The organism is Pseudomonas sp. FA117 (assembly GCF_057370475.1).
This window is the reverse complement of sequence record NZ_CM170675.1, coordinates 5,271,969-5,293,356: the sequence shown is the minus strand read 5'-3', so window position 1 is coordinate 5,293,356 and position 21,388 is coordinate 5,271,969. Positions and strand designations below refer to the sequence as shown.

The following is a 21,388-nucleotide window of genomic DNA, read 5'->3' as shown; positions in this document are numbered from 1 at the left end:
CGAGCTCGATGATGGCCGAAACACCGCGAACGGCGGAGAACCCCACCAGCCTGAAGATCTATTTCAGGCTGCTGGGCTACGTGAAACCCTACATCGGCATTTTCCTGCTGAGCATTGTCGGTTTCGTGATCTTCGCCTCGACCCAGCCGATGCTGGCCGGAATTCTCAAATATTTCGTCGATGGCCTGAGCGATCCTCAAGCGGTATTGTTTCCCAATGTGCCGTACCTGCGCGACCTGCAACTGCTGCAGGCAGTGCCGCTGCTGATCATTCTGATCGCCGCCTGGCAAGGGCTGGGTTCGTTCCTGGGTAACTACTACCTGGCCAAGGTTTCGCTCTGCCTGGTCCACGACCTGCGCCTGGAACTGTTCAACAAGCTGCTGGTACTGCCCAACCGCTACTTCGACACGCACAATTCCGGACACCTGATATCGCGCATCACCTTCAACGTGACCATGGTCACCGGCGCCGCCACCGATGCGATCAAGGTGGTGATCCGCGAAGGCCTGACCGTGGTGTTCCTGTTCGTCTACCTGATGTGGATGAACTGGAAACTCACCTTGGTGATGGTGGCGATCCTGCCGGTGATCGCGGTGATGGTGAGCACCGCCAGCAAGAAATTCCGCAAGCAGAGCAAGAAGATCCAGGTGGCGATGGGCGACGTCACCCACGTCGCCTCGGAAACCATCCAGGGTTACCGCGTGGTGCGCAGCTTCGGCGGCGAAGCCTATGAAGAGCGGCGCTTCCGCAATGCCAGCCAGAGCAATACCGACAAGCAGCTGCGCATGAACAAGACCGGCGCACTGTACACGCCTGCGCTGCAACTGGTGATCTACAGCGCCATGGCGGCGTTGATGTTCCTGGTGCTGTTCCTGCGCGGCGATGCCTCGGCCGGTGACCTGGTGGCCTACATCACCGCTGCTGGCTTGCTGCCCAAGCCTATCCGCCAGCTTTCCGAGGTCAGCTCGACCATCCAGAAAGGCCTGGCCGGCGCCGAGAGCATCTTCGAGCAGCTCGACGAGAAGCCCGAGGTCGACAGCGGTACGGTGGAGAAGGAGCGGGTCGAGGGCCGTCTCGAGGTGCGCAACCTGAGCTTCACCTATCCCGGCACCGAGCGTCAGGTGCTGAGCGACATCAGCTTTGTCGCCGAGCCCGGGCAGATGATCGCCCTGGTCGGCCGCTCCGGCAGTGGCAAGTCCACGCTGGCGGCGCTGATTCCGCGCTTCTATCACCACACCAAGGGCGAGATCCTGCTCGATGGCGTGGAGATCGAGGACTATCGCCTGCGCAACCTGCGTCGACATGTGTCCCAGGTGACCCAGCACGTCACGCTGTTCAACGACACCGTGGCCAACAACATCGCCTACGGCGACCTCGCAGGTGCACCTCGCGAGGCCATCGAGGCGGCGGCGGCCGATGCCTATGCCAAGGAGTTCGTCGACCAGTTGCCGCAAGGCTTCGACACCGAAGTGGGCGAGAACGGCGTGCTGCTGTCCGGCGGTCAGCGCCAGCGCCTGGCAATCGCCAGGGCGCTGCTGAAGAACGCACCGCTGCTGATCCTCGACGAGGCGACCTCGGCGCTGGACACCGAGTCGGAGCGACACATCCAGGCCGCGCTCGACCACGTGATGCAAGGTCGCACCACCCTGGTGATCGCCCACCGCCTGTCGACCATCGAGAAGGCCGACCTCATCTTGGTCATGGACCAGGGCCGCCTGGTCGAGCGTGGCACCCATGCCGAGCTGCTTGAGGCCAATGGCCATTATGCCCGCCTGCACGCCATGGGGCTCGACGAGCCGGACAAGGCCGACATCACCTGAAACCCTCATGAAACGGGGCGTACGCGCCCCGATTGTCACTGGAATTGTCTCCATGGAAGTTGGCGTTAAAGGCGCCGTCTGCCGTGTGCTAATATCCTGCCCCTGTTCATTTTTCCATATGGGTTGCCCATGAAGTTGTCCATGCCGCGTTTCGATCAAGCCCCGGTACTGGTGGTTGGCGATGTGATGCTCGACCGCTACTGGCATGGCGGTACTTCGCGTATCTCGCCGGAAGCGCCAGTGCCTGTGGTCAAGGTCGACCAGATCGAGGACCGACCCGGCGGCGCGGCCAACGTTGCCCTGAACATCGCTGCCCTCGGCGCGCCGGCCTCGCTGGTGGGCGTCACCGGTCAGGACGAGGCTGCTGATAGTTTGGCCAACAGCCTGCAGGCTGCGGGCGTCCGTTCGATCTTCCAGCGCATCGCGCACCAGCCGACCATCGTCAAGCTGCGAGTGATGAGCCGGCACCAGCAGTTGCTGCGTATCGACTTCGAAGAGCCTTTCGCCACCGACCCGCTGTCGCTGGGCGCCGAGGTCGACGTGCTGCTCGAGGGCGTCAAGGTGCTGGTGCTGTCGGACTACGGCAAGGGCGCCCTGAAGAACCATCAGTCCCTGATCCAGGCTGCTCGCAGCAAGGGCATTCCGGTTCTGGCCGATCCCAAGGGCAAGGACTTCTCCATCTACCGTGGTGCGAGCCTGATCACCCCCAACCTCAGCGAGTTCGAGACCATCGTCGGTCGCTGTGCCGACGAGGCCGAGCTGGTCGCCAAGGGCCTGCAGTTGCTCGAAGACCTCGACCTGGGGGCGTTGCTGGTCACCCGTGGCGAGCATGGCATGACCCTGCTGCGCACCGGTCACCCGGCCCTGCACCTGCCGGCGCGTGCCCGCGAGGTGTTCGACGTCACCGGCGCAGGCGACACGGTGATCTCCACCCTGGCTGCGGCCATCGCTGCTGGCGAAGACCTGCCGCACGCGGTGGCCCTGGCCAACCTGGCGGCCGGTATCGTTGTCGGCAAACTCGGTACTGCGGCCATCAGTGCACCGGAACTGCGTCGGGCAATCCAGCGCGAAGAGGGCTCCGAGCGCGGTGTGCTGGGGCTCGAGCAACTGCTGCTGGCCATCGATGACGCGCGTGCGCACAACGAGCGCATCGTGTTCACCAATGGCTGCTTCGATATCCTCCATGCCGGTCACGTCACCTACCTGGAGCAGGCGCGAGCCCAGGGCGACCGGCTGATCGTCGCGATCAACGACGATGCCTCGGTGAGCCGCCTGAAAGGGCCTGGGCGGCCGATCAACAGCGTCGATCGCCGCATGGCGGTACTCGCCGGCCTGGGCGCGGTGGACTGGGTCATCAGCTTCCCCGAGGGCACGCCCGAGAACCTGCTGCGCCAGGTCAAGCCTGATGTGCTGGTCAAGGGCGGCGACTACGGGATCGACCAGGTGGTCGGTGCCGACATCGTCAAAGCCTACGGCGGCACGGTGAAAGTGCTGGGGCTGGTGGAGAACAGCTCGACCACGGCGATCGTCGAGAAGATCCGCAAGCACTGACACGCCCGTTTTGGGGGCGGTCTTGCGTCAGCAGGAGCCGCCTCTACTTGTGCAGCGTGGTCCGTGCCCGCTGCAACAACGCCCGCGCCTTGTCGCTGAAGCGCTGCAGGTGTGACGGTTTGTCCGGTTTGTTCTCCACCAGGCCTTGCTGCTTCACCCATTCCTTCCAGCGCACCCGCTCATCCTTCACCACCCAGCCATCCTGGCGAGCGAAGCTCTCGGCCAGGTACAGCCCTCGCGTGCTTGCCGGAATCAACTGGTCTTTCTTGAGGGTGTACAGCTCGGCAACCGGTTTGCCGTCCGTCAGTGGCATCAGGTACAGGTCGGGTCGCTTGCGGTTGAGCCGTGCCACCAGTTGGTCGCCTTCGAGGCGTTCGTCGACATGGAACAGGCTCAGCGACTTGGCCTCCCGGGGCACTTGCAGGCGCAGGTCGTAGATCAGTTGCAGCGAGGCGGTGGGCAGGTGGACATAGGCCCTGGGTCGCTCGAGCAGCATCAGGTTGCCACAATGCACCGGGCGCGCGGCGCCGGAAGCAGGGCTGAGGACAAAGGGCAGGGCCTCGCGATAATGCAGTGCGGCGGCGTAGGGCGCCGGCAGCCAGGTGTCGTTGAAGCGTCCACCCAACCAGCCTTCCGGTGTTTCCAGCAGGCACTCCTCGGCCACTTCCTGGATGGCGGTATGCAGCGGCAGGTTCAGTTCCTGGGCCGGCACGTACCCTGAGATCAGCTTGAGCACCACATCGCCGCGATCCTGCCGACGCTGGCGCACCAGCACCCAGTAGTCGCGGTTCTGCCAGTTGAGGGTCAGGCGTACCGACACGCCAAGGTTGGCCAGCTCGATGACGAAGCGCTCGCTGTCATCCACCTGGATGGCCTTGCGCCGTTGCAGGGTCTGGGCGAAGTTCAGCGGCATGCCGATGCCCTGGTAGCTCAGGCGTTCGGGGGTGGCTTCGACATGCAGCGGCAGGGTCTTGAAGTTGCTCGGGTTCTTGCGGATCAGCGTACGCGCCACGAGGCTCCTCCTTGCGTTCGGCGCCGCGTGGGCGGCTCAGGCCTGGCCCAGGATACGGGCGACGGTGGCCACGTTGTGGGCCAGGTGCAGCGGATTGATGGTGCCGACAATAGCACTGCTCACCCCTGGGTGGGCGAACAGCAACTCGAAGCTGGCCTGTACCGGATCGACGCCTGCAGACAGGCAGGCATGCCCGCTGGCCAGGGCCTTCTTCACCAGGATGGCCTTGCCGTGTTCGGCAGCGTAGTCCAGGACCGGGCGTTCCGCCTGCTCGTTGAGGTTGTAGGTGACCATGGCGCAGTCGCCCTGTTCCAGGGCTTTCAGGCCGCCGGCGACGGTCTTGCCGGACAGGCCGTAGCCGAGGATCTTGCCTTCCTGCTTGAGGGCGGCGAGGGTCTGGTAGACCTCCTGTTGCTCGAGTATTTCCAGGTCATTGCCGTCGGAATGTACCAGCACCAGTTCGATGCGGTCGGTTTCCAGACGCTTGAGGCTGCGTTCGACCGAGCGACGGGTGTGGGCTGCACTGAAGTCGAAACGTGACTGACCATCCTCGAACTCCTCGCCTACCTTGCTGACGATGATCCAGTCTTCGCGCTGGCCGCGCAGCAGTGGGCCAAGCCGCTCCTCGCTGCGACCGTAGGCCGGCGCAGTGTCGATCAGGTTGATACCCAGTTCGCGGGCCTGCGACAGCAGCAGGCGCGCCTCGTCGTCGCCGGGGATAGTGAAGCCCGTGGGGTATTTCACGCCCTGGTCGCGGCCGAGCTTGACCGTGCCCAGCCCCAGCGGCGAGACCATCAGGCCGGTGCTGCCCAGCGGGCGATGCAATCCATGCAGGGTCGGCAGGCTCATGGCAGCAGTTGCTCCCAGGCTGGAATGCCCAGGGGCGGGCGGGGCAGTCCGGAAAGGTCGGCCTGGGCGCCTGGGCGGATAGCGTCGCGCTCCAAGGCGGCCAGCACGCGGTCGGCGAAGTCCGGGGCCAGGGCCAGCTTGGTCGGCCAGCCGACCAGCAAGCGCTCCTGTTCGCTGAGGAATGCGTTGTCCGGACGCACCAGCCCCGACTGCGCAGGCTCGGCGCGGTCGACGCGCAGCGTGGCCCAGCGTACCTGGGCCTGGTCGACCCAGGGCAGCAGGCTGGCGATTTCCTTCTGCGCCGCAGCAATCTGCGCCGCTGGCTCGCGGGCCACGCCGTCGGCTTCGGCCAGATCGCCACCCAGGTACCACACCCACTGGCCATCGGCGGCGGGGTGAGTGGTCACGGTAATACGTGGCTTGGGCCCGCCGCCCAGGCAGTGGGCGTACAGCGGCTTGAGGTTGGGGCCCTTGGCCAGCACCATGTGCAGCGGTCGACGTTGCTGGGCCGGCTGGCTCAGGCCGAGGGCCTGCAGCAGCGCTTCGGTGCCGCCGCCAGCACTGAGCACGATGCGCTGGGCGCGGATCTCGCGGCCATCGACCTTGAGGCCGACCAGGGCAGCGCCTTCGTGCAGCGGTTCGATCCGCTCGCCGGCCAGCAGGCTGTCACCGGCCAGTTGCGCCAGGTTGCCGAGCAGGCTCGGCACATCGATGACCAGCTCGGCCAGGCGGTAGACCTTGCCCTTGAACGCCCGGTCCTGCAGGGCTGGCGGCAACTGGTCGCCCTTGACCTGGTCGACCCGGCCGCGCACGGCCTTGCTGGCGAAGAAGCTGGTGAGGTTGCCGGCCAGGGTGCCGGGCGACCAGAGGTAGTGGGCATCGGACAGCAGGCGGGTGTCGCGCAGGTCCAGCTCGCCGCTGCCTGCCAGTGCCTCGCGCCAGCGCCGTGGCATGTCGGCGATGGCCTCCGAGGCGCCGCTCAGGGCACCGTGCAGGGCGTACTTGGTGCCGCCATGGATGATGCCCTGGGACTTGATGGTCTGTTCGCCACCGAGGCTGGCGCGTTCCACCAGTACTGTCGAATAGCCCAGGCGGCGCAGCCGGGCGTTGAGCCAGAGGCCAGCGACCCCGGCGCCGACGATCAGTACGTCAGTGGAAATGGCAGATGGCATGCGGGCACCTCGAAGACTGGAACGATTGCCCAGTATACAGCCCGTGGTCGGCAATGGTGCCTGTCGATCAATGCCCTGCGGTCCTGGAGAACACCTGGATCACCACCACCCCGCCGACGATCATCGCCATGCCGAGCATGGCCGGCAGGTCGAGCTTCTGGCCGTAGATCACCAGCGCGGCCACGCTGATCAGCACGATCCCCAGCCCCGACCAGATCGCGTAGGCGATGCCGACCGGAATGCTGCGCACCACCAGGGTGAGCATCCAGAAGGCAACCGCGTAGCCGCATACCATCAGCAGCAACGGCAAGGGGGTGCTCAAGCCCTTCACCGCTTTCATCGAGGCGGTGGCGATGACTTCGGCGCAGATGGCGATGGCGAGGTAGGTGTAGGCATTCATGATGGGATTCTCCGTTACTGGACGGGCATTCTAGATTTTTCCTGGTTGCGGTAAAGTCATTACCTATCGATTCTGGAGATAGGCTGATGGCCGAGCAGTGGAACCTTGAACAGTTGCGGGTCTTTGTGCAGGTCGCCGAGCTGCGCTCGTTTTCCGCGGTGGCCCGCGCCCAGCACAAGGCGCAGTCGGCCGTGAGCAATGCCATCGCGCTGCTCGAGGCAGACCTGGGCGTAGTGCTGTTCGAGCGCAGCAGCGGGCGCCAGCCGCGCCTGACCGAAAGTGGCGAAGCCTTGTTGCGTGACGCCCAGGAGCTGTTGCGTCAGTGCGAGCGGCTCGACGGTCGCGCCCAGGCCTTGATGCGCGGCCAGGAGCCGCTGTTACGGGTGGCCCAGGACGAAGCCATGCCCTACCAGCCGGTGATCGACAGCCTCGACGAACTGGCCAGCCAGTTTCCCTTTCTCCAAGTGCAACTGGCCAGTGGCGCACAGGGCGACGTGGCGCGCAAGCTGGTCGGGCGGCGGGCGGACCTGGGCTTGTTCTTCCACCACGAAAGCATTCCCGACTCGCTGGAGCGTCGCACCTTGGGCAGTGTCGAGATGGTCACGGTGTGTGCTGCGCATCATCCGCTGGCCCATGTCGGGCGGGTCACCTGCCAGCAGCTGGCGCGGCACCGGCAGTTGCTGATCGCCCCGCAGGACAGCGACTACCCGGGCGGGGAGCCGGTCAGCGCCCAGGTGTGGCGCGCCGACAGCTTCTACGTCATGGCCGAACTGCTGATGCGCGGCCTGGGATGGGCCTGGCTGCCACGGCATGTGGTGCAGTATCCGACCTACCAGGCGCACATGGTCGAGCTCGACAGCGAATGGCGCCCGCCCGCGCTGGTCGCCGAGCTGGCGTGGCGGCGCGACGAGCCACTGGGGCCGGCTGCCCAGTGGCTGGCCGAACGTTTTGCCGTGCACCTGCGGGCAATCGGCTAGGCCGACAGGCCTTTTCTTGTGGATCCTAGTAAACTGCGCCGCCATGAACAGAACCCTCTACACCTTGCTGTTTCACCTGGGCCTGCCGCTGGTCGCGCTGCGCCTGTTCCTGCGCGGGCGCAAGGCGCCGGCCTACCGCCAGCGCATCGCCGAACGCTTCGCCTGGGGGCTGCCGGCCATGCGCCAGGGCGGTATCTGGGTACATGCGGTGTCGGTGGGTGAAAGCATCGCTGCGGCGCCGCTGGTCAAGGCGTTGCTCAAGGCTTACCCCCACTTGCCGGTGACCCTCACCTGCATGACCCCGACCGGCTCCGAGCGCATTCGCGCGATGTTTGCGCACGAGCCGCGGGTCCAGCATTGCTACCTGCCTTACGACCTGCCCTGGGCGGCGGGGCGCTTCCTCGACCATGTGCGCCCCACGCTGGGCATCATCATGGAAACCGAGCTGTGGCCCAACCATATCCACCAGTGCGCCAGGCGTGGTATTCCGGTGGCCCTGGCCAACGCGCGGCTGTCGCAGCGTTCGGCGCGCGGCTATGCGCGCTTCGCCGGGCTGACCCGGCCCATGCTCGAGGAAATGAGCCTGATCGCCGTGCAGACCGAAACCGAGGCCGAGCGATTCCGCAGCCTGGGAGCCCGTGCGCAGTGCGTGCAGGTGACCGGCTCGATCAAGTTCGACCTGAAGGTGGACGATCAACTCCTGCCACGTGCGCGTGAGCTCCGCCAGCGCTGGGGCGCCACCCAGCGTCCGGTATGGATTGCCGCCAGCACCCACGAAGGCGAGGATGCGTTGGTCCTCGAGGCGCATCGGCGCCTGTTGCAGGCCCATGGCGATGCGTTGCTGATTCTGGTGCCGCGTCATCCCGAGCGCTTCGATGCGGTGCATGCCCTGTGCAGCGAGCGGTTCAGCACGGTGCGCCGCTCTTCGGGGGCCGCGGTGGACGGTCAGGTGCAAGTCCTGCTTGGCGATACCATGGGCGAGCTGATGTTCCTCTACGCCCTGGCGGATATTACTTTCGTCGGTGGCAGCCTGGTCCCCACCGGTGGGCACAACCCGCTGGAGCCGGCAGCGCTGGCCTTGCCGGTCATCACCGGCCCGCACGTGTTCAACTTCCTCGAAATCAGCGCGATGCTGCGTGAGGCAGGCGCGTTGCAGCAGGTGGACGATGTCGAGGGGCTGACGACCGCAGTGCGCCGCCTGATCGAACTGCCGCAGGACGGTCGGCGCATGGGCGAGGCGGGCAAGGCGGTGATGCAGGCCAACCAGGGGGCCTTGCAGCGCTTGCTGGAAGCGCTGGGGCGGCTGTTGCACTGAGCTCACCCTGGCGGGCGAGCCCAGGCTACCTCATTCAGGGGCGTCGCTCGAAGTTCTTCGCCGCTGCCGCCGCCAGATCCGGTGGCAGGAAGTCCTTGTCCGGGTTGTAGTCGGCTTTCAGATAGCGCCCCAGGTCCTGCAGGTCCTGCGGGCTCAAGGTGCCTGCGGCCTGCTTCAGGCGCAGGTTGTCGAGGATGTAGTCGTAGCGGCTGTTGTTGTAGTCGCGCACCGAGGTGTAGAGCTGGCGCTGGGCGTCGAGCACGTCGACGATATTGCGGGTGCCGACCTGGTAGCCGATCTCGGTGGCTTCCAGTGCGCTCTGGTTGGAAATGATCGACTGCTTGCGAGCCTGCACCTGCTCCACATCGGTATTGACCGCGCGGTGCAGGTTGCGGGTGTTCTCCACCACCTGGCGGCGCAGGCTTTCGCGTTGCTGCTCGCTCTGGTTCAGGCGGGCGTAGGCTTCACGCACCTGCGAGCTGGTCAGGCCGCCGCTGTAGATCGGGATGTTCAGTTGCAGGCCGATGCTGGTCTGCTCGACGTCGCCGCCGTAACGCACGCCGGGTTGCGGCGCCGGGTTGGTGAAACCGAGGTTGTCGTTGTCGCCTTTCTGGTAGCGCGCCACGGCATCGAGGGTCGGGGCGTGGCCGGCCTTGCGCTGGCGCAGGGTTTCCTCGGCGGCATCGACGGCGTGGTTGGTTGCCAGCAGGTTGAGGTTCTGCCGCGCGGCGGTCTCGACCCAGGCCTTGGCGTCGTTGGGCGCCGGCACCTGCACCGGCAGGCTGTGAACCACGCCCTGGAGCGATCCGTATTCACGGTTGGTCAGGGTCACCAGGGCTTCGAAGGCGTCCTGCACCTGGCGCTCGGCGATGATCCGGTTGGCGCGGGCGGTATCGTAGCTGGCCTGGGACTGTAGCACGTCGGTCTTGTCGGAGAGCCCGACGTCGAAGCGCTCGTTGGATTGGTCGAGCTGGCGCTTGAAGGCGGCTTCCTCGGCCTTGGTCGAGGCCAGGTTGTCCTGGGCGCGCAGCACCGCGAAGTAGTTCTCGGCGCTCTGCAGGATCAGGTTCTGCTCGGTGGCCGACAGTTCCAGCGCCGCCTGCTCGTTCACCGCCTCGGCGGCCTGCAGCTGGAACCAGCGGTCGGCGCGGAAGATCGGCTGCGAAAGCGTGGCGCTCCAGCTGTTGCCGCTGCGGTTGGAGGTGACCGAAGGCTCGTCCAGCTTGGTACGGGTGCTCATCATTTCTGCGCCGGCGGACAGGTTTGGCAGCAGCCCGGCCCTGGCCTGGGGCACCACTTCGCGGCGGGCGCCATAGTCGGCGCGGGCAGCGGCGAGGTCGGCGTTGTTGTTCACCGCTTCCTGGTAGACGCTGACCAGGTCGGTCTTCACCGTCGTGGGCACATCCGCTGCCCAGACCACGCCGTTGGACGCACAAGACACGGCAATCGCCAGTGAAAGTTTGCGCAGCATAGGGCAATCCTTGTACGAGTTTTAATTTCTGAACTGTTGAGTATCGAGCGATGCGCCAGTGTAGTGCCGCGCGCAGCCAGCAACAATCGGCACGTTGCGCCTTTCGTCTTGCACGCATCTGCGCGCTTGGCTTTGCCGACCACTCCAGTCTAGACTGCGCAAGTTCTTGTCGGGGTGCCTTGAATCGAAGGCTGAGATCGGAGAGTTTCCGGATCCCGTTGAACCTGATCAGGTTAGCGCCTGCGTAGGGAACAAGATTGCTCGCCTTCCCGGGGAGCCTCTTGTGCCAGGTCCGGGAATGTCAGTGCTGTCATGCAGCCAAGGCACCCCATGTATCCGGCACTGCACTCCATCCAAGGGGTGCGTCCGCGCCTTTCAGGTTCTCCCCGACATTCCGCCCGCTAGGAAGCTGTCTGGAGAGCCTGTGATGAGTAAACAAGAAAAAGCGATCAGCCTGAGCGAGTCGGCCAAAGTCGACCAGCAGTCCGTGCAACCTCTGCCCAATTCGCGCAAGGTCTACGTCCAGGGTTCGCGCCCGGACATCCGCGTGCCCATGCGCGAGATCAGCCTGCACGACACCCCCACCGACTTCGGCGGCGAGAAGAACGCCCCGGTGCTGGTCTATGACACCTCCGGCCCCTATACCGATCCCGACGTCATCATCGATGTGCGCAAGGGCCTGGGCGATGTGCGTTCGGCCTGGATCGACGCGCGTGGCGACACCGAGCGCCTGCAGGGCCTGAGCTCGAACTTCGGCCAGCAGCGGCTCAACGACGCCGAGCTTGCCAAGCTGCGTTTCGCCCACGTGCGCAACCCGCGCCGCGCCAAGGCCGGTGCCAACGTTTCGCAGATGCACTACGCACGCCAGGGCATCATCACCGCCGAGATGGAATACGTCGCCATCCGCGAGAACATGAAGCTGCAGGAAGCCCGCGCCGCCGGCCTGCTCGACCAGCAGCACGCCGGCCACAGCTTCGGCGCCAGCATCCCGAAGGAGATCACCGCCGAATTCGTGCGTGAAGAGATCGCCCGTGGCCGCGCGATCATCCCCGCCAACATCAACCACACCGAGCTCGAGCCGATGATCATCGGCCGCAACTTCCTGGTGAAGATCAACGGCAACATCGGCAACAGCGCCCTGGGTTCCTCGATCGAGGAAGAGGTGGCCAAGCTCACCTGGGGTATCCGCTGGGGCTCGGACACGGTCATGGACCTGTCCACCGGCAAGCACATCCACGAGACCCGCGAGTGGATCATCCGCAACTCGCCGGTGCCGATCGGCACCGTGCCGATCTACCAGGCCCTGGAAAAGGTCGGTGGCGTCGCCGAGGACCTGACCTGGGAGCTGTTCCGCGACACCCTGATCGAACAGGCCGAACAGGGCGTGGACTACTTCACCATCCATGCCGGCGTACTGCTGCGCTACGTGCCGCTGACCGCCAAGCGCGTCACCGGTATCGTCAGCCGTGGTGGCTCGATCATGGCCAAGTGGTGCCTGGCGCATCACAAGGAGAATTTCCTCTACACGCATTTCGACGAGATCTGCGAAATCATGAAGGCCTACGACGTCAGCTTCTCGCTGGGTGACGGCCTGCGTCCGGGCTCGATCGCCGACGCCAACGACGCTGCCCAGTTCGGTGAGCTGGAAACCCTCGGCGAGCTGACCAAGATCGCCTGGAAGCACGACGTGCAGTGCATGATCGAAGGCCCGGGCCACGTGCCGATGCAGCTGATCAAGGAAAACATGGACAAGCAGCTCGAGTGCTGCGACGAGGCGCCGTTCTATACCCTCGGTCCGCTGACCACCGACATCGCACCGGGCTACGACCACATCACCTCGGGCATCGGCGCGGCGATGATCGGCTGGTTCGGCTGCGCCATGCTTTGCTACGTCACGCCCAAGGAGCACCTGGGCCTGCCGAACAAGGATGACGTCAAGACCGGCATCATCACCTACAAGATCGCTGCACATGCCGCCGACCTTGCCAAGGGCCACCCGGGCGCGCAGATCCGCGACAACGCACTGTCCAAGGCGCGCTTCGAGTTCCGCTGGGAAGACCAGTTCAACCTTGGCCTTGACCCGGACACCGCGCGCGCCTTCCACGACGAGACCCTGCCCAAGGAGTCGGCCAAGGTTGCGCACTTCTGCTCGATGTGCGGGCCGAAGTTCTGCTCGATGAAGATCACCCAGGAAGTGCGCGAGTACGCCGCGAAGATCGAGACCGTCGACGTCACGGCCGAGCAGGGCATGCGCGAGCAGGCCGAGCGCTTCCGCCAGGAAGGCAGCCAGCTTTACCACAAGGTGTAAGTGATGCCGGCAGGATGGCGGTGAGCCATTCTGCCGTTGCAGTTGTATCGAGGCGGTCGGCCCTTTCGCGGGCAAGCCCGCTCCTACCGGTTCTCTGCTGAATCTGTAGGAGCGGCTTGCCCGCGACAGGGCCGCCAGCTTTACCAGACAGCCCAACCTTCTTGGCGAGCACGTCCATGACCACCCCCAGCCACTTCTCCCCTGACCATCCGGTCCCGTCCAGCCAGCGCCTGTTCGGCGCCCGTGACCTGTTCTCGCTGTGGTTTTCCCTCGGCATCGGCCTGATGGTGCTGCAGGTCGGCGCCTTGCTTGCGCCGGGCCTGGGCCTGGCCGGCTCGGTGCTGGCGATCGTGCTCGGTACTGCGGTCGGGGTGCTGCTGCTGGCGGCGGTCGGGGTGACCGGCAGCGATACCGGCCTTTCTGCGATGGCTGGTCTGCGGCTGTCCCTGGGGCGTCATGGCGCGCGCTTGCCGGCGCTGCTCAACCTGCTGCAACTGGTGGGGTGGGGGTCGTTCGAGATCATCGTCATGCGCGATGCCGCCAGCTTGCTGGGCGCCCGTACCTTCGGCGAAGACAGTGCCTGGAACAGCCCGCTGCTGTGGACCCTGTGCTTCGGCGCGCTGGCGACCCTGCTGGCGGTCAGCGGGCCGCTGGCCTTCGTGCGCAAGGTGTTGCGCAAGTGGGGGATCTGGCTGCTGCTCGGTGCCTGCCTGTGGCTGACCTGGAACCTGTTCGCCAAGGCCGAGCTTGCCGACCTCTGGCGTCGCCCAGGTGATGGCTCGCTGTCGCTGGCGGTAGGTTTCGACATCGTCATCGCCATGCCGCTGTCGTGGCTGCCGCTGATCGCCGACTACTCGCGTTTCGGCGCGAGGGCCAGCCGCGTGTTCGGTGGTACGGCACTGGGCTTTTTCATCGGCAATGCCTGGCTGATGAGCCTGGGCGTGGCCTACACCCTGGCGTTCGCCCCGAGCGGTGAAGTGAACGCCCTGCTGCTGGCGCTGGCCGGCGCCGGGCTCGGCATTCCGCTGTTGCTGATTCTGCTCGACGAGTCGGAGAACGCCTTCGCCGACATTCATTCGGCGGCCGTGTCCACGGGACTGCTGGTCAAGCTCAAGGTCGAGCACCTGGCCCTGGCCATCGGCCTGCTGTGCACCCTGGTCGCATTGCTGGCGCCGCTTGCGCAGTACCAGAACTTCCTGCTGCTGATCGGTTCGGTGTTCGCGCCGCTGTTCGGCGTGGTGCTGATGGATCACTTCGTGATCCGCCGTCGACGCCTGCCGCAGCGGGTACAGGCGCTGCACTGGCCGGCATTGCTGGCCTGGCTGGCGGGGGTGGTGGTCTATCACCTGCTGGCGCACGAGGCACCGGAGTTGGGCGCGACGCTGCCAGCATTGCTGCTGGCAGGTGGGCTATACGGCGTACTCGGTATTATCCGCGGCCGGGAAACAGCTCAGGCTTGATCACGCCGTTCAGGCGCGGGTAGGGGATCTTCAGCTCGACGTGGCCCATGGAGTAGGGCGCGATCGCGTAGACCTCGTACTTGACCACCACCGCGCCGTACGTCAGGGCGATGTGCGGCGACTTCTTGAACGGCCAGGTCTTCACGAACTCGGCATCCTTGTCCATGCCGGTGCTGATCAGCCAGGCGCGGTGGGATTCCTCGACGGTCTTCCAGAAGGTGTCCTCCTGGCCGGGCACCAGCATGTCCTGGAGCGTCAGTACCTTGTCCTGCTTGCGTGAATAGTTGATGAAGGCACGCCCGGGCATGCCGTGGGCGCCGCCGCTGTCCAGGTAGCTGGACAGCTCGACGATCACCAGTCCGTCATGCTGCTCGCGTACCTTGGCCTGCAGGTAGCTGCTGTTGCGCAGTTGCGCGTTGGCCAGGTACTGCTGTTCGTACTGCTGCAGTGTGGTGGGCGTGGTACCGCGCTGGTTGTCTTCGGTCAGTTGCAGCAGGCGGCGCTCGACGAGGGCGTCAAGCTTGGGCGCCGTGGGGAAGTGCACGGTGTCGATGTTGACCAGCGGGCAATCGCGCTCGCTGCAACCGGGCTTGACGTGCTCCCAGGCTTCGCGCTTGACCTCGAGCGGCGCGCGATAGTTGGGCGTGAACAGGCTCTGGCAGGCGCCGAGGGTCAACGCCAGCAGGGCGACGGCGGTCATTTTGACGAGCGTCATGGTGATCCTTGCAGAACATGGATGATCGGCCTTGGACCGTCGGCAGAGCCTTCGGTTCGCCACTAAGCTAACAGAGTGGGCGGGGCCTGTCCCGGTCGCCGGAAAGGGATGAAAGGTGGCGGCACGCAGAGTAGGATGGCGCGACGCAGTTGTTGATGTAACGAGGAATTCCATGTCAGACACCTTGAATTCGGTGCCCCGGGCGGTCGAGATCGTCGAAAGGGCCAATTGCTTCCAGGGCTTCTACAAGCTCGACAAGGTGCGCCTGCGCCACGAATTGTTCGCCGGCGGCATGGGGCGCGAGATCAGCCGCGAGCTGTTCGTGCGCCATGATGCCGTCTGCGTGCTGCCCTACGATCCGCAACGTGACGAAGTGGTGCTGATCGAGCAGTTTCGCGTCGGTGCGCTGGACAAGACCGACAACCCCTGGCTGATCGAGCTGGTCGCCGGGCTGATCGACAAGGACGAGCAACCCGAGGAAGTCGCCCACCGCGAAGCCGAGGAAGAGGCCGGCCTGAGCTTCTCGGCGCTGTGGCCGATGACCCGCTATTTCCCGTCACCGGGCGGCAGCGACGAGTTCGTCCACCTGTTCCTTGGGCGCTGCAGCAGCGAAGGCGCTGGGGGCCTGCACGGGCTGGAAGATGAGGGCGAAGACATTCGTGTGCGTGTCTGGTCGTTCGAGGATGCCTTGCAGGCCGTACGTGACGGGCGCATCGCCAACGCGGCGAGCATCATCGCCCTGCAGTGGCTGGCGCTGAACCGTGATGAAGTCCGGGGGATGTGGAAGTGAACCTGCTGCGCGAACGCTACCGGGTCGACCTTGCCGGCCTGCAGGCCGCCTGCGAGGCCAACTATGCGCGGCTGATGCGCCTGCTGCCGGACATGCGCACCACGCAGAGCTCGCGGCGCATCGGCATGACCCAGGGCGACCAGATGCTCGGCGTGCTGGTGCTCGATGTAGTGCTGGCCTGCCCCTACACCACCACCCTGCGGGTGTGCCAGGAGCACAGTCTGCCGTGGCTGCCGGTGCCGCAACTCGAGGTGCAGGTGTATCACGACGCGCGCATGGCCGAGGTGGTGAGTGCCGAGCACACTCGACGCCTGCGCAGCATCTACCCGTACCCCAATGCCGCCATGCACCAGCCCGACGAAAAAGCCCAGCTCAACCTGTTCCTCGGTGAGTGGCTGAGCCACTGCCTGGCCTGCGGCCATGAGTACGAAACCGTGCGTTGAAATGTGACGTCGGTAGGTTTCGAGTATTTGCTCCACCCCTTTCAGCGGCCATAATCGTGCCGAATCCGACCAAGGAGACGGCCGTTGTCGCATCCATCAACCCCCTGGGCCCAAGCGCCCGTGCACGTGGTGCAGCTGACCGACGCCCACTTGTTCGCCGATCCGGCAGGCACTTTGCTGGGCCTGAACACCCGCGACAGCCTGCGTCATGTCGTGGCCCAGGTGCAGCGTGAGCAGCCGCGCATCGACCTGCTGCTGTGCACCGGGGACCTGTCCCAGGATGGCAGCGAGGCGTCCTACACAGCGTTTCGCCAGCTGACCGGCGGTCTCGCGGTGCCGACCCGTTGGTTGCCGGGCAACCATGATGAAGCGAAGGTCATGGCCGAGATCGCGCAGGGCACTGATCTTGTGACTGCGGTGACCGATATCGGCGCCTGGCGCGTCGTCATGCTCAATACGGCAGTATCCGGTGCGACCCACGGGCAACTGGAAGCGGATCAGCTGGCGACCCTCGATGCAGCCCTGGCGAGTGCCGGCGAGCGCCACTGCCTGGTGTGCTGCCACCACCAGCCGGTGGATATCGGCTGCGCCTGGATTGCGCCGATCGGCCTGCGCAACGCCGACGAACTGCTGCAGCGCCTGACCCGGCATGCGCAGGTCAAGGCTTTGCTCTGGGGACACATCCATCAGGAATGGGATGAAGTGCGCAACGGCATTCGCCTGTTGGCCACGCCGTCGACCTGTATCCAGTTCGCGGCGCGCAGCGAGGACTTCAAGGTCAGCGAAGAACAGCCAGGTTATCGCTGGCTGCGGCTGCATGCCGACGGACGGCTGGAGACCGGCGTCGAGCGGGCGCGGGATTTCGTGGTGAGCCTGGATTTCAACAGCCCGGGTTACTGACAGCTCTGCCTGTGCTGCAGCATCGGGGCGGCGCGGATTTGAAGATTGTGTTGCGAAAATCCCACCCTTGCGCCAAAACCCGGCGAACGCGCTACACTGCGCGTCCCTGTGCCCGCATCGTCGGGCGCGAAGCCACAGATTCCGGGGGCAGCATGTCGGGTTCCATCCTCTATATCCATGGCTTCAACAGCTCGCCGTTGTCCACCAAGGCGTGCCAGCTCGCGGCAGTGATGCAACAGCTCGGCCTGAGCGCGCAGCTGCGCGTTCCCGAACTGCACCATCATCCGCGCCAGGCCATGGCCCAGCTCGAAGCGTGCATCGCCGAACTCGGCACGCCGCTGCTGGTCGGCAGCTCCCTCGGCGGCTACTATGCCACGCACCTGGCCGAGCGCCATGGCCTCAAGGCCTTGCTGGTCAACCCGGCCGTGACCCCGCACAAGCATTTCGACGGCTACCTCGGTACTCAGCGCAACCACTACAGCGGTGAAACCTGGGAGCTGACCCACGACCACGTACAGGCCCTGGCCGAACTGGAAGTGCCACCCCCCGAGGATGCCTCGCGCTATCAAGTGTGGTTGCAGACCGCCGATGAAACGCTGGACTATCGCCACGCCGAGCGTTATTACCGGGCCTGTGCCCTGCGTATCGAGGCCGGCGGCGACCACAGTTTCCAAGGCTTCGCCCAGCGTCTGCCGGCCTTGCTGGCCTTTGCCGGCGTTGCCCGGGCGCAGTATGACGCGCTCGATTTTTCTGTATTTTGACCTTTTTGCATTCATCAGACTGACGACGAGAACCCATGGCCAATCCCAGCGCTAGCGCCTATAACGCAGACGCCATCGAAGTCCTCTCCGGCCTTGACCCGGTCCGCAAGCGGCCGGGCATGTACACCGACACCAGCCGGCCCAACCACCTGGCCCAGGAAGTCATCGACAACAGCGTCGACGAAGCCCTGGCCGGTCATGCCCGCTCGATCCAGGTCGTGCTGCACGCCGACCACTCGCTGGAGGTCAGCGACGATGGCCGCGGCATGCCGGTGGACATCCACCCCGAAGAGGGCGTGTCGGGCGTCGAGCTGATCCTCACCAAGCTGCACGCCGGCGGCAAGTTCTCCAACAAGAACTACCAGTTCTCCGGCGGCCTGCACGGCGTGGGCATTTCGGTGGTCAATGCCCTGTCGACCCAGGTTCGCGTACGGGTCAAGCGTGACGGCAACGAGTACCAGATGACCTTCGCCGATGGCTTCAAGGCCACCGATCTGGAAGTGATCGGCACGGTCGGCAAGCGCAACACCGGCACCAGCGTGTACTTCGCGCCCGACCCCAAGTACTTCGACTCGGCCAAGTTCTCCATCAGCCGCCTCAAGCACGTGCTCAAGGCCAAGGCCGTGCTGTGCCCGGGGCTGTCGATCAGCTTCGAGGACAAAGGCACCGGCGAAAAGGTCGAGTGGCACTACGAAGACGGCCTGCGCTCGTACCTGGTCGACTCGGTCAGCGAATTCCAGCGCCTGCCCGACGAGCCGTTCTGCGGCAGCCTGGCCGGTAACAAGGAAGCCGTGGACTGGGCGCTGCTGTGGCTGCCCGAAGGTGGCGACAGCGTCCAGGAAAGCTACGTCAACCTGATCCCTACCGCCCAGGGCGGCACCCACGTCAACGGCCTGCGCCAGGGCCTGCTCGATGCCATGCGCGAGTTCTGCGAGTTCCGCAACCTGCTGCCGCGCGGGGTGAAGCTGGCGCCCGAAGACGTCTGGGAGCGCATCACCTTCGTACTGTCGATGAAGATGCAGGAGCCGCAGTTCTCCGGCCAGACCAAGGAACGCCTGTCGTCGCGCGAAGCCGCAGCCTTCGTTTCCGGCGTCGTGAAGGACGCCTTCAGCCTGTGGCTCAACGCCCACCCGGAACTGGGCATGCAACTGGCGGAGCTGGCGATCAGCAACGCCGGCCGACGCCTCAAGGCGAGCAAGAAGGTCGAGCGCAAGCGCATCACCCAGGGGCCGGCATTGCCCGGCAAGCTGGCCGATTGCGCCGGTCAGGACCCGATGCGTGCCGAGCTGTTCCTGGTCGAGGGTGATTCGGCCGGTGGTTCGGCCAAGCAGGCGCGCGACAAGGAGTTCCAGGCGATCCTGCCGCTGCGCGGCAAGATCCTCAACACCTGGGAAGTCGACGGGGGTGAAGTCCTGGCCAGCCAGGAGGTGCACAACATCGCCGTGGCCATCGGCGTCGATCCGGGTGCCACCGACCTGTCGCAGCTGCGCTACGGCAAGATCTGCATCCTCGCCGACGCCGACTCCGACGGCTTGCACATCGCCACGCTGCTGTGCGCGCTGTTCGTCCAGCACTTCCGCCCGCTGGTCGAGGCCGGTCACGTCTACGTGGCCATGCCGCCGTTGTACCGCATCGACCTGGGCAAGGAGATCTACTACGCCCTGGACGAGGCCGAGCGCGACGGCATTCTCGACCGCCTGGTCGCCGAGAAGAAACGCGGCAAGCCCCAGGTCACCCGATTCAAGGGGCTGGGCGAAATGAACCCGCCACAGCTGCGTGAAACCACCATGGACCCGAACACCCGGCGCCTGGTGCAGCTCACCCTGGACGACCTGGCCGGCACCACCGAGATCATGGACATGCTGCTGGCCAAGAAACGGGCGAGCGACCGCAAGAACTGGCTGGAGACCAAAGGCAACCTGGCCGAGGTCCTGGTTTGATTCGTCTGCTCGTCGCAGCCTTGCTCGCGCTGGCCTGCCTGCCGAGCCTGGCCAGCGACTGGCCAGAGCTCACGCTGACTGCCGAGCACCCGATCGAGGGCATGCGTGGCGGCAACCTGTCGGGCCTGGCCCAGTGTCGCGGCGCCTTGTGGGGCGTTTCCGACCGCGACGACGATCGTATCTACCGGCTGGACCAGCAGGACGGCGTATGGCGCGCCGAGGCGTTGACCTTCACCCCGCCGCCCGTGCCGGAAAGCGGCCTGCCGTGGGGGTTGAAGTCGCGCAACTGGGCGGTGTCGTTCATCCGCGGCGGCGAACTGGATTTCGAAGGCATCACCTGCGACGCTGCGGGCAATTTCTACCTGGTCAGCGAGGCACATGCGGCGGTGCTGCAACTGCCCGTCGAGGGTGAGCCGAACTGGCTGAGGATCGACCCGGCCATGGTGCGCCAGGCGCGTGCCAGCGGCATGCTGCTGCACTTCAATGCCCTGTTCGAGGGGCTGGCGATCAACCCGGCCGGCGACCGCCTGTGGCTGGCCGCCGAGCGCGAGCGTCGCGGTCTGATCGCGGTGCAGCGCCAGCAGTCGGTGTGGACCTGCGGCGTCAGCTGCGTGTTGCTCAGCGAGGCCGGCGTAGAGATGCAGCCGCCGCAGATGCCCGGTTCGCGCGCGTTGTCGCGGGATTTCGCCGACCTGGCGCTGTTCGACGGCAAGCTGTTCACCCTCGAGCGCAACGCGTTTCGGATATGTCGTCGCGATGCCGACAGCGGCGCGGTTGAGCGCTGCTGGTCGTTTGCCGCCGATGCCCTGGTCGACTCGCGCCGCTACGACCAGCCGTTCGGCCTGGCTGAAGCGCTGGTGATCGACAAGGACGGCGCCTGGATCGGCCTGGACAACAACAACGGCACCCGTGCCGATGGTGAAACCCGCCCGATCGTCTGGCGCTTCGCCGCGCCGGCCGGTGGCTGGAGCAGCAAGCCTTGAGCCAGCCAGCGGGCAGGCGGGCGGGCCGGGTGCTGATGGTCCTGGCCTGGGCGGCGGCGATGTTTCTCGCCACGCGTTTCTTCGGGCAATGGGAAGACCGGCAGAACAACCCCAACAGCGTGGTGCAGTCCGAGCGCGGCGAGGGCTTCATCGAGGTGCGCCTGCTGAGCAACGGCCAGGGTCACTTCGTCGCCGACGGCAACATCAACGGCAAGGTGGTGCACTTCATGCTCGACACCGGGGCCACGGATGTGGCGATTCCCGAGGCGCTGGCCCGCGATCTTTCGCTGCAGCGCGGTGCACCGGTGACGCTCAGCACTGCCAACGGACGCACCGAGGGCTATCGCACGCGGCTCGACAGCCTGCAACTGGGCGATATCCGCCTGCGCGATGTGCGTGCCCTGGTGGTGCCGGGGCTCGACGGACAGACGGTGCTGCTCGGCATGAGCGCCCTGAAACAACTTGAATTTACTCAGCGCGGCGGCACCATGCTGCTGCGCCAGAACCTGAAATGACGAGGC

19 protein-coding genes and 1 riboswitch are annotated in these 21,388 nt (G+C 65.6%); of the genes, 13 read left to right on the top strand and 6 right to left on the bottom strand.

The genetic code is table 11. The annotated features are described in order from the left end of the window. Positions 1 to 11 precede the first annotated feature (11 nt). Positions 12 to 1,820, top strand: a complete 1,809-nt coding sequence (gene msbA / locus AC1TXO_RS24340; protein ID WP_486404088.1) for a lipid A export permease/ATP-binding protein MsbA — start codon at positions 12 to 14, stop codon at positions 1,818 to 1,820. A 129-nt stretch (positions 1,821 to 1,949) separates the two neighbouring features. Then, positions 1,950 to 3,371 carry a bifunctional D-glycero-beta-D-manno-heptose-7-phosphate kinase/D-glycero-beta-D-manno-heptose 1-phosphate adenylyltransferase HldE gene (gene hldE, locus AC1TXO_RS24335; RefSeq protein WP_486404087.1) on the top strand — a complete coding sequence of 474 codons (1,422 nt, stop codon included), beginning with the start codon at positions 1,950 to 1,952 and terminating at the stop codon, positions 3,369 to 3,371. Between the two features lie 43 nt (positions 3,372 to 3,414). On the opposite strand, the gene AC1TXO_RS24330 is transcribed toward hldE, so the two are convergent. The 4 genes from AC1TXO_RS24330 to AC1TXO_RS24315 form a co-directional block, all read right to left on the bottom strand. Then, on the bottom strand, positions 3,415 to 4,383 hold the full coding sequence (locus AC1TXO_RS24330; protein WP_486404086.1) for a metal ABC transporter ATPase: 969 nt from the start codon (positions 4,381 to 4,383) through the stop codon (positions 3,415 to 3,417). A 36-nt stretch (positions 4,384 to 4,419) separates the two neighbouring features. Next, positions 4,420 to 5,232: an aldo/keto reductase gene (locus AC1TXO_RS24325; protein ID WP_486404085.1), complete on the bottom strand. Its 813-nt coding sequence runs from the start codon at positions 5,230 to 5,232 to the stop codon at positions 4,420 to 4,422. Next, entirely contained in the window at positions 5,229 to 6,404 is a 1,176-nt protein-coding gene (locus tag AC1TXO_RS24320) for an NAD(P)/FAD-dependent oxidoreductase (protein WP_486404084.1), read from the bottom strand. The genes AC1TXO_RS24325 and AC1TXO_RS24320 overlap by 4 nt, the downstream gene beginning before the upstream one ends. Before the next feature lie 67 nt (positions 6,405 to 6,471). Then, on the bottom strand, positions 6,472 to 6,804 hold the full coding sequence (locus AC1TXO_RS24315) for a DMT family transporter (RefSeq protein ID WP_486404083.1): 333 nt from the start codon (positions 6,802 to 6,804) through the stop codon (positions 6,472 to 6,474). Positions 6,805 to 6,890: 86 nt separating this feature from the next. On the opposite strand from AC1TXO_RS24315, the gene AC1TXO_RS24310 reads away from it, so the two are divergent. Both AC1TXO_RS24310 and waaA read left to right on the top strand, forming a co-directional pair. After that, the gene (locus AC1TXO_RS24310; protein ID WP_486404082.1) at positions 6,891 to 7,781 is read left to right on the top strand and encodes a LysR family transcriptional regulator; all 891 of its coding nucleotides are present in this window, start codon (positions 6,891 to 6,893) and stop codon (positions 7,779 to 7,781) included. A 43-nt stretch (positions 7,782 to 7,824) separates the two neighbouring features. Next, a complete protein-coding gene (gene waaA, locus AC1TXO_RS24305; RefSeq protein ID WP_486404081.1) occupies positions 7,825 to 9,096 on the top strand; it encodes a lipid IV(A) 3-deoxy-D-manno-octulosonic acid transferase in 1,272 nt (423 codons plus the stop codon). A 34-nt stretch (positions 9,097 to 9,130) separates the two neighbouring features. On the opposite strand, the gene AC1TXO_RS24300 is transcribed toward waaA, so the two are convergent. Continuing rightward, positions 9,131 to 10,567 (bottom strand): TolC family outer membrane protein, encoded by a 1,437-nt coding sequence (locus AC1TXO_RS24300; protein ID WP_486404080.1) that lies wholly within the window; start codon positions 10,565 to 10,567, stop codon positions 9,131 to 9,133. Between the two features lie 160 nt (positions 10,568 to 10,727). Continuing rightward, positions 10,728 to 10,835, top strand: a riboswitch (TPP riboswitch). Between the two features lie 159 nt (positions 10,836 to 10,994). On the opposite strand from AC1TXO_RS24300, the gene thiC reads away from it, so the two are divergent. Then, complete coding sequence (gene thiC / locus AC1TXO_RS24295; protein WP_486404079.1) at positions 10,995 to 12,875, top strand: phosphomethylpyrimidine synthase ThiC; 1,881 nt, start codon at positions 10,995 to 10,997, stop codon at positions 12,873 to 12,875. Positions 12,876 to 13,051: 176 nt separating this feature from the next. Next, positions 13,052 to 14,335 (top strand): putative hydroxymethylpyrimidine transporter CytX, encoded by a 1,284-nt coding sequence (gene cytX / locus AC1TXO_RS24290; RefSeq protein WP_486404078.1) that lies wholly within the window; start codon positions 13,052 to 13,054, stop codon positions 14,333 to 14,335. On the opposite strand, the gene AC1TXO_RS24285 is transcribed toward cytX, so the two are convergent. Further along, on the bottom strand, positions 14,304 to 15,050 hold the full coding sequence (locus tag AC1TXO_RS24285) for an RsiV family protein (RefSeq protein WP_486404077.1): 747 nt from the start codon (positions 15,048 to 15,050) through the stop codon (positions 14,304 to 14,306). The genes cytX and AC1TXO_RS24285 overlap by 32 nt on opposite strands. 172 nt (positions 15,051 to 15,222) lie before the next feature. Between AC1TXO_RS24285 and AC1TXO_RS24280 the strand changes: the two genes are divergently transcribed. From AC1TXO_RS24280 to AC1TXO_RS24250, 7 genes are all read left to right on the top strand, one after another. Next, positions 15,223 to 15,840, top strand: coding sequence for an NUDIX domain-containing protein (locus AC1TXO_RS24280; RefSeq protein WP_486404076.1), 618 nt, complete (start codon positions 15,223 to 15,225; stop codon positions 15,838 to 15,840). Next, positions 15,831 to 16,283 carry a DUF1249 domain-containing protein gene (locus AC1TXO_RS24275; RefSeq protein ID WP_486404075.1) on the top strand — a complete coding sequence of 151 codons (453 nt, stop codon included), beginning with the start codon at positions 15,831 to 15,833 and terminating at the stop codon, positions 16,281 to 16,283. Before AC1TXO_RS24280 ends, AC1TXO_RS24275 begins: the two co-directional genes overlap by 10 nt. 84 nt (positions 16,284 to 16,367) lie before the next feature. Further along, positions 16,368 to 17,183: a 3',5'-cyclic-AMP phosphodiesterase gene (gene cpdA, locus AC1TXO_RS24270; RefSeq protein ID WP_486404074.1), complete on the top strand. Its 816-nt coding sequence runs from the start codon at positions 16,368 to 16,370 to the stop codon at positions 17,181 to 17,183. A gap of 152 nt (positions 17,184 to 17,335) precedes the next feature. Then, complete coding sequence (locus tag AC1TXO_RS24265) at positions 17,336 to 17,944, top strand: YqiA/YcfP family alpha/beta fold hydrolase (RefSeq protein ID WP_486404073.1); 609 nt, start codon at positions 17,336 to 17,338, stop codon at positions 17,942 to 17,944. A 35-nt stretch (positions 17,945 to 17,979) separates the two neighbouring features. Further along, positions 17,980 to 19,884, top strand: coding sequence for a DNA topoisomerase IV subunit B (gene parE / locus AC1TXO_RS24260; RefSeq protein ID WP_486404072.1), 1,905 nt, complete (start codon positions 17,980 to 17,982; stop codon positions 19,882 to 19,884). Then, entirely contained in the window at positions 19,881 to 20,867 is a 987-nt protein-coding gene (locus AC1TXO_RS24255) for an esterase-like activity of phytase family protein (RefSeq protein ID WP_486404071.1), read from the top strand. Before parE ends, AC1TXO_RS24255 begins: the two co-directional genes overlap by 4 nt. After that, a complete protein-coding gene (locus AC1TXO_RS24250; RefSeq protein WP_486404070.1) occupies positions 20,864 to 21,382 on the top strand; it encodes a retropepsin-like aspartic protease family protein in 519 nt (172 codons plus the stop codon). The genes AC1TXO_RS24255 and AC1TXO_RS24250 overlap by 4 nt, the downstream gene beginning before the upstream one ends. Positions 21,383 to 21,388 lie beyond the last annotated feature (6 nt).

Excerpts from the sequence above, each read along its gene's own strand:
- AC1TXO_RS24315 (WP_486404083.1), bottom strand. The coding sequence starts at position 6,804 with ATGAATGCCTACACCTACCTCGCCATCGCCATCTGCGCCGAAGTCATC.
- AC1TXO_RS24300 (WP_486404080.1), bottom strand. The coding sequence starts at position 10,567 with ATGCTGCGCAAACTTTCACTGGCGATTGCCGTGTCTTGTGCGTCCAAC.
- AC1TXO_RS24280 (WP_486404076.1), top strand. The coding sequence starts at position 15,223 with ATGTCAGACACCTTGAATTCGGTGCCCCGGGCGGTCGAGATCGTCGAA.
- AC1TXO_RS24310 (WP_486404082.1), top strand. The coding sequence starts at position 6,891 with ATGGCCGAGCAGTGGAACCTTGAACAGTTGCGGGTCTTTGTGCAGGTC.
- hldE (WP_486404087.1), top strand. The coding sequence starts at position 1,950 with ATGAAGTTGTCCATGCCGCGTTTCGATCAAGCCCCGGTACTGGTGGTT.
- waaA (WP_486404081.1), top strand. The coding sequence starts at position 7,825 with ATGAACAGAACCCTCTACACCTTGCTGTTTCACCTGGGCCTGCCGCTG.
- cytX (WP_486404078.1), top strand. The coding sequence starts at position 13,052 with ATGACCACCCCCAGCCACTTCTCCCCTGACCATCCGGTCCCGTCCAGC.
- msbA (WP_486404088.1), top strand. The coding sequence starts at position 12 with ATGGCCGAAACACCGCGAACGGCGGAGAACCCCACCAGCCTGAAGATC.
- AC1TXO_RS24285 (WP_486404077.1), bottom strand. The coding sequence starts at position 15,050 with ATGACGCTCGTCAAAATGACCGCCGTCGCCCTGCTGGCGTTGACCCTC.
- AC1TXO_RS24265 (WP_486404073.1), top strand. The coding sequence starts at position 17,336 with ATGTCGGGTTCCATCCTCTATATCCATGGCTTCAACAGCTCGCCGTTG.
- AC1TXO_RS24320 (WP_486404084.1), bottom strand. The coding sequence starts at position 6,404 with ATGCCATCTGCCATTTCCACTGACGTACTGATCGTCGGCGCCGGGGTC.
- AC1TXO_RS24325 (WP_486404085.1), bottom strand. The coding sequence starts at position 5,232 with ATGAGCCTGCCGACCCTGCATGGATTGCATCGCCCGCTGGGCAGCACC.
- thiC (WP_486404079.1), top strand. The coding sequence starts at position 10,995 with ATGAGTAAACAAGAAAAAGCGATCAGCCTGAGCGAGTCGGCCAAAGTC.
- parE (WP_486404072.1), top strand. The coding sequence starts at position 17,980 with ATGGCCAATCCCAGCGCTAGCGCCTATAACGCAGACGCCATCGAAGTC.